This window comes from Nonomuraea sp. LPB2021202275-12-8, assembly GCF_037044575.1.
Taxonomy (GTDB): Bacteria; Actinomycetota; Actinomycetes; order Streptosporangiales; family Streptosporangiaceae; genus Nonomuraea.
In genome coordinates, this window is record NZ_JBAHWD010000060.1 from 19,984 (window position 1) to 30,651 (window position 10,668).

Annotated in this window: 8 protein-coding genes and 1 pseudogene; 6 read left to right on the plus strand and 3 right to left on the minus strand. The window is 67.3% G+C overall.

All coding sequences use genetic code 11. From position 1 onward, the window contains the following. Nucleotides 1–66: 66 nt before the first annotated feature. Nucleotides 67–3,174, minus strand: a complete 3,108-nt coding sequence (locus tag V5E28_RS46935) for a BTAD domain-containing putative transcriptional regulator (protein ID WP_336216809.1) — start codon at nt 3,172–3,174, stop codon at nt 67–69. Nucleotides 3,175–3,372: 198 nt separating this feature from the next. Between V5E28_RS46935 and V5E28_RS46940 the strand changes: the two genes are divergently transcribed. Next, nucleotides 3,373–3,981, plus strand: a complete 609-nt coding sequence (locus tag V5E28_RS46940) for a hypothetical protein (protein ID WP_336216810.1) — start codon at nt 3,373–3,375, stop codon at nt 3,979–3,981. Nucleotides 3,982–5,143: 1,162 nt separating this feature from the next. Here V5E28_RS46940 and V5E28_RS46945 read toward each other — a convergent pair. Beyond that, nucleotides 5,144–6,197: pseudogene (locus V5E28_RS46945) on the minus strand (transposase); the annotation flags it as partial. An 86-nt stretch (nt 6,198–6,283) separates the two neighbouring features. On the opposite strand from V5E28_RS46945, the gene V5E28_RS46950 reads away from it, so the two are divergent. After that, nucleotides 6,284–6,985 carry a transposase gene (locus V5E28_RS46950; protein WP_336216811.1) on the plus strand — a complete coding sequence of 234 codons (702 nt, stop codon included), beginning with the start codon at nt 6,284–6,286 and terminating at the stop codon, nt 6,983–6,985. Nucleotides 6,986–7,268: 283 nt separating this feature from the next. After that, complete coding sequence (locus tag V5E28_RS49940) at nt 7,269–7,571, plus strand: hypothetical protein (protein ID WP_442945994.1); 303 nt, start codon at nt 7,269–7,271, stop codon at nt 7,569–7,571. A gap of 59 nt (nt 7,572–7,630) precedes the next feature. On the opposite strand, the gene V5E28_RS46960 is transcribed toward V5E28_RS49940, so the two are convergent. Continuing rightward, complete coding sequence (locus tag V5E28_RS46960; RefSeq protein ID WP_336216812.1) at nt 7,631–8,125, minus strand: Lrp/AsnC family transcriptional regulator; 495 nt, start codon at nt 8,123–8,125, stop codon at nt 7,631–7,633. A 136-nt stretch (nt 8,126–8,261) separates the two neighbouring features. On the opposite strand from V5E28_RS46960, the gene V5E28_RS46965 reads away from it, so the two are divergent. From V5E28_RS46965 to V5E28_RS46975, 3 genes are read left to right on the plus strand one after another with little or no spacing between them, the layout of a single operon-like run. Further along, entirely contained in the window at nt 8,262–9,395 is a 1,134-nt protein-coding gene (locus V5E28_RS46965) for a diaminopropionate ammonia-lyase (RefSeq protein ID WP_336216813.1), read from the plus strand. Nucleotides 9,396–9,442: 47 nt separating this feature from the next. Further along, nucleotides 9,443–9,781 (plus strand): hypothetical protein, encoded by a 339-nt coding sequence (locus tag V5E28_RS46970; protein ID WP_336216814.1) that lies wholly within the window; start codon nt 9,443–9,445, stop codon nt 9,779–9,781. Next, a complete protein-coding gene (locus V5E28_RS46975) occupies nt 9,774–10,604 on the plus strand; it encodes a carbon-nitrogen hydrolase family protein (RefSeq protein WP_336216815.1) in 831 nt (276 codons plus the stop codon). Before V5E28_RS46970 ends, V5E28_RS46975 begins: the two co-directional genes overlap by 8 nt. Nucleotides 10,605–10,668: the final 64 nt, after the last annotated feature.

Here is a 10,668-nt window from a genome sequence, read left to right on the forward strand (position 1 = left end):
TGCCGGCCAGGTCATTGGGTCCCTGCAGAAGAGCTGCACCCATTCTGGTCCGGAGAAAGCAGCTCGTCATGGCATGACCGGCGGGCCGGCTTGTTCGGCCAGGCGGTTCAGCGCGTCCTGTCTGGGCAGTTCGGCGCCCCGGCGGTACGCCTCGTGATACCCGTCCGCACCGAGCCGCCGGATCAGTTCGGCGACCAGGGCGCGCAGCTCTGGAGCACCGTCGTCGAACATGCCGCGGATGACCTGGCTCATCCCCAGCGCGGTCGCCGCCCCGCTCGCGTCCCCCTCCAGCGCGAGCACTCCGGCCAGGAGTTCCGCGCCCCAGGCCAGGCCATTGGCGTTGCCATAGGTGAACACCCCGCGCACGGCGCCGGGCAGCAGCGCACGCGCCCGCCCGGCGGCTCCCTCCGCGATCCGGATGGCCAACCGGTGGCCCGCGATCAGGTCCTCGACGATCGGCTCGGGGTAGAGCAGCAGATGAGACAGTGTCTGCATCCGATTCAGAGCCTCGTCGGCACGCTCCAGTTCACCCCGGCGCAGGTGCACCTCGGCGAGGGTGTTCAGGAGGGTGGCGGCCAGCCGTCGCTGGCCTCGTTCGCCGGCCTGGCGCAGTGCCGCCTGGAGATCGCGCAAGGCGCCGTCCAGGTCGCCGCTGCGCATCCGCGCGCGTGCGAGCCTGGTCTTGGTGATGTGCAGGTGTTCCTCGGTGTTGAGCTCGGAGCTGATCACGACCGCACGTTCGAGGATGGCGATGGCGGAGCCGTACTCACCGCGCAAGGAGTGATCTCGGCTGAGCGAGAGCAGGCTCATCACCAGCCCCCAGCGGTCGCCCGCCTCCTCGAAGCCGCGCAGTGCCTCCCGCCGGTTCTGAGCGCCGCTGAGCAGATCGCCCCGCTCGGCGAAGACGAGGTCCCGGGCCCAGTGGGCGCTTGCCCGCACCCACGGATCCGGCGCGAGCAAGGCCTGCTCGACCTGGTGTTCCCTGAATTCCGGGTCACCCACCAGTTGCGACATCCGCAGCAACGGCAGTGCGGGATGGAAGCCCATGGCGCCCGCCATGTCCGGCTCTGGTGAATCCTCCGCGGGCGATCCGGCGACCGGAGCGCCCGCCAGGCCCCGTACGACGCGGAAGGCGGCGCGCGTCGGCTCCGGCAGAGTGTCGCCGAACGCGAGCACCACGGCCAGGAACGTCTCGAACTGGGTGCTCATCCCTCTGATTCCCCAGTACCAGAACATCGCCCTGACGAACCGGGACGCCATCAGCGCGTCCCCGGCGTCCAGGGTCGCTTGCAGGGCGAAGACCACATTGTCGTGCTCGGCGTCGAAAACGGTGATCGCGCGGAGCTGCTCACCGGTGCGCAGCAGCGGCTCGTACTCCTCGGCCAACGCGAGAAAGTAGGCCGCGAAGCCCGCACGGACGTCGTCTCCGGATTTCGCGAGCTGATCGGCAGCGTAGGCGCGGATGGTCTCCAGCATCCGGTAGCGCGGTTCGCCATCGCCGGAGACCTGCACGATGGACTTCTCGACCAGCGACCCGAGCAAGTACACGATCTCCTCGGCGGGCAGCGTCTCGTCCGGGCAGATCGCCTCCAGCGCGTCCACGGCCGCTCCACCGGGGAACATCGACAACCGGCGGGCCAGCACCCGTTCGGGCTCACTCAGCAGATCCCAGCTCCACTCGACCACCGCGAGCAGCGTGCGCTGGCGCGGCAGCGCGGTCCGGCTGCCCGAGGTGAGCAGCCGGAACCGGTCGTCGAGCCGGTACGCGATCTGCTCCGCGCTCATCGAGCGCAGCCTGGCCGCTGCCAGCTCCAGGGCCAGCGGCATCCCGTCCAGCCGCCTGCAGATCTCCACCACGGCGTCCACCGTGGATTCGTCGAGCGCGAAGCCGGACCGGACACCGGTGGCCCGGTCGACGAACAGGCGCACCGCGTCCGCACCGACCGCCTCACCGAGCTCCGGCGACTCCGGCGGCAGTTCGAGCGGGCCGAGATGGCACAACGCTTCCCCGGTGATCGCCAGCGGTTCCCTGCTCGTGGCGAGGATCCGCAGTTGCGGCAGCCGCTGGAGCAGCCGTTCGGCCAGCTCCGCGGCGGCTTCGATCAGATGCTCGCAGTTGTCCAGCAGGAGCACGGTGTCTCCGGCGTCGAGCAGCCCCGCCACCCGGTCGAGCGGGGTGGCCTCCGATACCTGGCCCCCCTGGTACAGGCGGCCGTCGGCGGTACTGAGCGCGCTCAGTACCGCGTCGGTGAGCTGGTCCCGCGCGCTCACACCGGCCAGCGGCACGAACCAAACGCGTCCCCGCTGACGGGCGGAGGCCGCCTCCAGCGACAACCTCGTCTTGCCGGCGCCTCCGGGGCCGACGATGGTGACCAGCCGGGAGGTGGCCATGAGCTTGGCGAGCTGCTCCAGCTCGCCCTTCCGGCCGATGAAGCTCGTCAGCTGGGAGGGGAGGCGGCTGGGCTCGGCCCGCACCGATGGCCGTTCCAGCTCGCCACGGAGCAGGGCGAGATGGACTTCCCGCAGTTCGGGCGAGGGATCGACGCCGAGCTCCTCACTAAGCCTGGCGCGCATCTCCTCATACACCGCCAGCGCGTCCGCCTGCCGGCCGGTCCCGACGAGCGCCCGCATCCGCAGCCCGGCCAGCCGCTCGCTCAACGGCCGCGCGGCCGCGGCTGACTCCAGATCGGCCAGCACCTCGCCGTGCCGGCCCAGCCGTAGCAGCGCCTCGAATCGACCCTCGACGGCCGTGGCCCGCAGATCCTCCCACCGGGCGGCCACGGCGCTGGCGAACGGCGCCTCCAGCACATCGGCCAGCGCCTGCCCCCGCCACCCCTCCAGCGCGTCGGTCAGCAGCGAGGCCGCCGTCTCGGCCGGGCCCGCCGAAAGCTCGCGCCGGCCCTGCCGTACCAGTTCCTCGAACCGGTACGCGTCCACGTCCTCGGCCCGTATCGGCAGCCGGTAACCGCCCGGCACCAGCTCCGGTGCGCCCGCCCCGGCCAGTGCCCGCCGCAACCGGGACACCAGACCCTGCAACGCCCCCGCCGCCTCCGACGGCGGCTCCTCGCCCCACAGGTCCTCGATCAGGGTTCCGACCGGCACCGGCCGGCCCGCTCCCATCGCCAACCTGGCGACCAGCATCCGCAACCGGACGCCGTTGATGTCGATCGGCACCCCGTCATCCGTAGTCACCCGAACCGGGCCCAACACACAAACGCGCACGTGCGTAGCTTTGCAGAGCCGATCCGTCCACTGCGTCACCAGCCTCGCCTCGCGGTCGCCAACCCCCGCCGTGGGGCAGCTCAGCGGCCCATCGGCGCGGTGGCAGCGCCGTGGCAGCGCGGCGTCAGCGGATGACGCGATCGTATGGCCATGGAGAACATCGCAACCGCCCGCCGTCCCCGTACCGTCTCCGCTTCGGAGACCGCGATCCGCCGCCGTCCTCGCACCGTCACCGTCGCAGGCATCCTGCAGGTGCTGTTCGCGCTGGCCTTTCTGATCGCCCCCCTTTCGGGGCTGGTGTACGGCGCGGACGTCCAAGCCGCGGCCGAGACCGAGCTCGCCAGGCAGGGCCTGGCCCCCTCTATCCTGGCCCAGAACAACGTCCACTTCGACGAAGGCGGATACGCACTCGTCCTGCCGGTCGCCACCGCTGCGATCGCCGCGATCCTCGCCTGGCTCAACCTCGCGGGCAGGCGGGCCGGCCGGATCCTGACCTTGGTCGTCCAGCCGATCTTCCTTCTTCTGGACGTTTTCATCCTGACCAGCCAGGCGTCGAAGGCGCAGTACCTCCAAACCATCCTTGGTGACGGCGCCGACGCCCAAGCCGTTCTCGACGCGAGCGAGAGCGTCTACCCCGGCTGGCTGCTCGCCGTCAGCGAGGGCCGCCTGACCTTCACTCCGCTGGTCTCGCTGGTCGTCATCGCCCTGCTCCTGATGCCGTCGGCGCGTGCCTACTTCCGCAAGCCGACGACCGCCTAATAGGTGTCCATCGGTGATGGATGTGGTCGAGTTCGTTGTGCTTGGTGGCGGTCTCGGGAGCGTGATCGCCCCCGCCACCGCCGAGCTCCCGACCTGCTGGACCGTCTGGCGCGGCGCCACCCTGGATCGCCGCCAGGCAGTACGGGTCCGCCCCCCGAGGTGAGGACACCCGTGACAATAGATCTCTTTCCATCAGGAAATGAGCTTGCGGGTGGCACGACCGCCGTAGTTCGGCGATGAGGTCAAGCGAGACGCGGTGAGGCTAGTCTGTACGGGAGCCGGACCCGCGCCGATGTGGCACGAGAGCTCGGGATGAACCGCGAGGCCTTGACGTCGCAGAGCATGGCAAAGGCGGCTTCCGAGCTGAGCCGGTCGTGGTTCTCCCCGGTCGCCTTCACCGGTTCTGCGGTTTCGTGGTTTTGCCGTGGTGGCGGCTCACGCATCTCTCGCACGACGAGCCTCAGGCCGGCGAGGGAGGCGACTTGTCTGAAGCGTCCTAGGATGGGCCGGTATGCGAGTGGCTTGGGTGCTGCTTCTGCTGCTCGCGGGGGGGTGCTCCCAGCGCCGAATCACCTGCCCAGACGCCAGAGGCGTTCGGTGGGTCGTGGCGGCTGACGCACACCTGGAACGGGGCCGGCGAGCATAGGTGGCACTCGATCGCTGCCGTGAGTTCGATCGTTATCTTGGGTTCTTGACATGTTCTCGCACGTCAGAGCTTGATGATCTTGTCAGGCACGTCAGGCATGTTGACCGACCTTGAAGGCACCGGCTCACCACAGGCGCTGCCGGCCACGTCGGCGGCCTTCGCAGCCGGAACCGCTGACCATGCGGAGCCGGTGCACCTTCTTCATTCTTCATTACCTGGTCGTGATCCCACATGTAAGGTCGGCCCAGGGCGCGCGGTTCTGGCCTTGCAGCCAGCCCGTCTCCCTGAGCCGCCTCCCGAACCCGCCGTGCCCATTACTGTGCAACGGGCTCTCCGCAGGCCTCGTTAAGGCTGCGCCTGGTCGTCATCGGCGGGTGGTCCCACGGAGTCGGGATGGCCGCTCCCCGGTACCGGTATCGAGTGGTCTTGATCGACCCGGTATAGAGAAGCGTCGTCTGCCCGTCCTGGGGCCACCCTCGCCACGCACCGTTGCAATATCGGCGGCTCAACCACTTCCAGCAGCAGACGGGCCAGGTGGCGCGGGGTGGTGACGGGCCGCTCCCCTTCGGCTCGGCCTTGGGTGATGTAACGGTAGAGCAGGTTGAGGCTGCCGGTGTAGCCGAACTCTTTGATCTCGCGGAACAACTGCTGGACTGGAACGGCCGGGTCAGTCGCGCGCCGTTTGCGTAGGTGATCGCGGTAGGGGTCGACGAGCGTGGGGCGGTAGCGTGGAGCGCGGCGCAACGCCTCGGGTTCGCGGGTGCGGGCGTAGCACTTGACGGTGTTGAGGGACAGGTTCAGGCGGCGGGCGCATTCCAGGAGGCCGACGCCCTTGTTCAGCAGGTTGTGGATCTGTCGCCAGCGCTCGCGGGTGCTCTGTTCGCGGACCCCGGCGGGCCGGGGCGGGTTGACTGTGGCCCCGCAGGCGCTGTGGGAACGAACCTCGGCGGGTCTTGTCGCAGAGGTTCGCCCAGAGGTGCCACCTGTCGCTGACCTGCACCGCATCCGGCAGGGCACGCCGAATCGCCTCGCCGTAGGCACCTGACCCGTCGCGGCAGACGATCTCGACCCCGGGGTGGGAGCGCAGCCACCTTTCCAGCAGTTCGGCGCCGCGGCCGGGCAGTACGTCGATCCGCTCGCTCGTCTCGGCGTCGATGAGGACGGTGGCATAACGGTGGCGGCGCTTGAGAGCGAAGTCATCGACACCCAGCACGCGCGGAATCCGCAGCGGTGGCAGCGGCAGCCGCATCAGCAACCGCAGCGCCGTGGTCCTCGAGACCTTGGCGGACAGGAACGCCGAGAGCCGGGCGCATCCCCGTGCCGGGCAAAGCAGACGCCGTACCTGGACCGACACCACCACCCGTCGCCCGTCGACCGGGACATCGGTCACCGTCCGGCTGCCGTAGCCGTGCACCCGACCGGTCAGCGCCCCGCACATCGGGCACGGTACCGGCGTGCTGCGAGTACGGGCCATGACCAGAATCTGGCCGCCTTCGTCCTTCACATCCTCGATGACCAGGGCAGACAGCCCCGAAAACACCACACCTGCAAGATCGTCGATCTTCAGCACGACTCAGCCTGGCAGAGGTGACCCAGCGCCACCACCGATTACGGGACAGAGCCGTTATCTAGACAGTCCCTGACCTGGTCGAACACATGCAAGGGCTGAACACCGCGCGGCGCACGGTCCGCTTCACCGTCGGCTGGAAGATCACCGAGACGGACGAGAGCGCGATCGCCAAACTGCCCGCCGACGCCTGGCAGGCGGCCGTGCGCCAGGACGGCCAGGTCCATCCGCACGCGCAGGTCGCCGAGCTGACCGGGCTGGACGAACGCGCTGCCGCCTGGGGGGTTCGGTTGCTGGTCCGCCGCGTCAAGCCCTCGGCCCGCGACGCCCGCCAACTCACCGACCTGGAGAAGCAGACCGGCTGGAAATACGCCATCATCGCCACCAACCTCGGACCGCGCGGCCTGCGCGGCGTCGGCGGCAGCCATCAGCTCGCCTTCATAGACGCCGTCCACCGTGATCACGCCGAGGTCGAGGACCGGGTGCGCACCAACAAGGCGATGGGCCTGCGCAACTTGCCTTCCAAGACGTGGAACGTCAACGTCGGCTGGATCCTGGCCTGCAACATCGCCGCCGACCTCGATGCCTGGACCCGCCTGCTCGGCCTCCACGACGATGCTGAGCTGGCACGCGCCGAACCCCAGACCCTACGCTACTGCCTGTGGCACCTGCCCGCCCGGCTCATCTCCCACGCGCGACAGCGCATTCTGAAGATCAGCGCCACATGGCCGTGGAGCGGGGCGTTCCTGACTTGCTGGCAGCGCCTGTGCGCTCTGCCTGCACCCATCTGACCAGCGCGGACGCCTCCCGCCGATCCCAGAGAGGAGTGACCCGGTCCCATCGCGGCCCGTGGAACCGCCGTCCGCCCGAGCGTCTCGGGTAGGCCGCCGTGCCACTCGCCCGAGATGAACGGGACGATCAGGCGGAAATCTCCATCAGCCGAAACCGATCAGGAGGGACGACCACCTCGTGAGTCATCGAGGCCGACCAGGAACTACGCACCCGGCATAACCGGCCTCCAACCTGCGAGTTCACTCGCAAAACGCGACTTCGTGTCGCACCAAGATCATCTCAATGTGGCTTTTGGGCTTATGTGGGCTGACCCCCATCGACGCCCTCATGACCCAGGCCGCCGGGGCCATCCGCTTCTCGCCCGGCGCCCGCGCCTACTACGACAAGCTCAGAGCCCGCGGCGCTGAATACAACAGCGCCCTGCGCCAGCTCTCCAACCGGCTCGTCGGCATCCTGCATGGCTGTCTCAAAACCGGCACCGTCGCTGAACTGGGCTGTAGTCCGTCAGCGATCCGCCGCAACAGCTTGACCGGCACCGGCGTCTACTACTTGTTCGACGTCCACGGCAGAGCCACCAACCGGTGAGCCCGCCCCAAGACCGGGAAGCTGACACTCCTGCCCAAGATATTTTCGTGGACCGCTGACTATTCCGGTGTTTCTTCGGACAGCCACTGCAGCAACGGTACAGTGAGGCCGACTTTGACGCGGTCCATGACCACCATTGTCGTGAAACGGCGGATGTTGGGATTCTCGAACATCGTCCTCGACGTGAACGCCTCATAGTCGGACATATCTCGCGCATGCAGGACGATGACGAAATCGAAAGAGCCGGTCACGTAGTAGCACTGCTGGACGATCTCATCCGCGCGCATCCGCGCTCGGAACTCGTCGATCACGTCCCTTCGCTCGCGTTCAAGCTCCACGCCGACAACGAACGTCAGGGGCAGGCCGACTGACTTGGGGTTGAGGATCGCGACTTCCTTGGCGATGATCCCGGCCTTGCGTAGCCGGCTTATGCGGCGGGAAACGGCGGCCCCGGACAGGCCGATCTCCGCGCCGATGTCCTCGGCGGTGGAGCGGCCGTCATGCTGCAGGCGGCGGAGGATGAGCGCGTCCAGGGAGTCATGCCTCTCGTTCATGATCGCATCCTATCGGTCTATGGTGCGCCTCAGACGCGCCAAATCAGCATATCGCGCGCGCAGTCCGCGTGATCATTCCTCAATGCGCGCCCGGTCTGCATCATTAGTCGATACTGTTTTCGACCAAGGAGGATCGATGCCCACAGCCCCTCGCGAATACTTCGTTAACGCCAATCGATCAGCAATCAGTCAACATGATCGCGCCCTGTTGGGCATGCCTGCGGCACAGGATGTGTCCGCCGAGCGCGCGGCATTGGGTGATGCGCCGCCCACCAGTTTGCTCGGCCTCTCGAGGCTCAAAGACCTCGTCGCTGTAGGTGAGGTCAGGCTCAAGGACGAGTCCGACCGATTCGGCCTCGGCAGCTTCAAGGCGCTTGGCGGCTCGTATGCGGTCGTGATGATGCTACGGACTCTCATCTCGGCGGACCTCTGCCGCCCCGTCACGGTCGATGATCTCATCCGAGACCCGGTCGTACGGTCCGCGGCTGCGAGCAAAACGATCACGTGCGCATCCGCCGGCAATCACGGACTCTCCGTGGTGGCAGGCGCGAAGAAATTCGGCGCTCAATCGGTGGTCTGGTTGTCGAATGACGTGCCCGATACATTCGCCGTCCGCCTGGAACGTCTCGGCGCGGTAGTGCGTCGCGCGGGCAGCGACTACCGCGAGAGTGAGGAAGCTGCGCGTAGCGCAGCCAGAGTGCACGGCTGGCATCTTCTCGCTGACAGCTCATGGGCGGGATACACGCGCTGGCCTCTCGAAGTCATGCGCGGCTACACAACCCTGGCCGTTGAGGCGGCTGCCCAGTGGGAACGATCCAATGTTTCGCGGCCCTCTCATGTATTCGTCCAGGCGGGCGTCGGTGGACTTGCCGCATCAGTCGCCGCCTATTTGCGGGACCGCTGGGGCGAGGACTTCTGTTTCGTGGTCGTCGAACCGGTACGAGCAGCGTGCCTGCTTGCGAGCGCCAAGGTCGGCGAACCCACGCGCGTCGAGGGTGGTCTCACCGATCTCGGTCGCTTGGACTGTCCGGACCCGTCACTTCTGGCGTTCGAGCAACTCGGTCATTTGGCAGATGTCTTCATGACGATCACCGACGACGACGCAGCGGCCGCTGCCACTTTCCTCAAACCCGAGATCTCATTGTCGGCCTGCGGTGCCGCTGGTGCCGCAGGCCTCATGGTCAGCGCATCCGACCCGGAGCTGGCACATGCGACAGCACTCGATTCCTCATCGCGCGTCCTCCTGATCGGAACGGAGCGTGCTCTGTAATGGCCGCCGTTTCACCCACATTCGCGTCCCCACGAAAGGACAATGCCATGACAGCGTCGAGTAAACAGTTTTCCCGCGGTCTGAGCGTGTGGGGAGCGATCGGGATTTCCATCGCACTCATGGCACCCAGCATGGCCGTCAACATCAATCCGCAAGGTCCCGCAGGGATCGTAGGCCGGGCAACGCCGCTCGCATTCACGCTGGCCACCGCCGGAATCCTGTTCATCGCTTTCGTCTTCGTGAAGCTCTCCTCCCGATTCCAGCACGCCGGCTCCGTGTACGGTTACGTAGGTGCCACACTCGGACCGCGCAGCGGTGTAGTAAGCGGTTGGGCGATGACCGGCGCGTACGTGGGATTCGCCACGACGAAGTTGCAGCATGACTGAACGGACGATTCCATCTGCGGCCTTGCGACTCGCGGTAGCGCAGCTGGCTCCCACGCCAGGAGACATCGACGCAAACGTTGTCGCCGCCGCCACTGCCGTCCGCCAAGCCTCGGAGACCGGGACCGACCTCGTACTGTTCCCCGAGCTGTTCCTCCCAGGCTACGACCTCAAGACCATCGAGAAGGACCCCGCGGTGACCATGACCGAGGACGACCCTCGCATGCAGCCACTTGTCGACGTGGCACGCGACACGTCGACGGCCGTTGTGATCAGCGCCGCGCTGCGCGTCGGCTCGGCCAGGCAACTGACCGCAATCGTCATCGACCGCTCCGGCAGGGTCACGCACTATGCCAAGCGACATCTGTGGGGTGATGAACGCCGCCTGTTCGAGCCTGGCGACGAAGTGGTCATGCTGTCGCTTGACGGGTGGTCACTCGGCCTCGGCATCTGTTACGAGGTGGTCCGTCCTGACTTCGTGCGATGCCTCGCGGCCCAAGGTATGCACGCTTTCCTGGCTCCCAGCGCGTTCGTCGAGCCCGCCGGATTGCGCGACAGCCGGATCTTTCACGCCGCGCGCGCTCGCGAGAACGCTATCTACACGGTCTTCGCCGACATGCCCAACTCTCCAGGTACGGCCTTCACCGGCGCGAGCGCCGTCTTCAGCCCAACCGGGGACGTCGTCGAGGAACTCGGCTCATCCGAGATCGCGATGCTGCATGCGATGCTTGACCCGAATGCCCCAGGTCGTGAGTCGACATTCCTTCTTGAACCATTCGACCCCAGCCTCCCACTCTCACACAACCTGAGGGAGCGACCCCTGTGACCCTCGACCGTGACGCCGTCGTACGCCTTTTCCCCCTGCTTGATGAGCTGCGAACCAGGCAGAG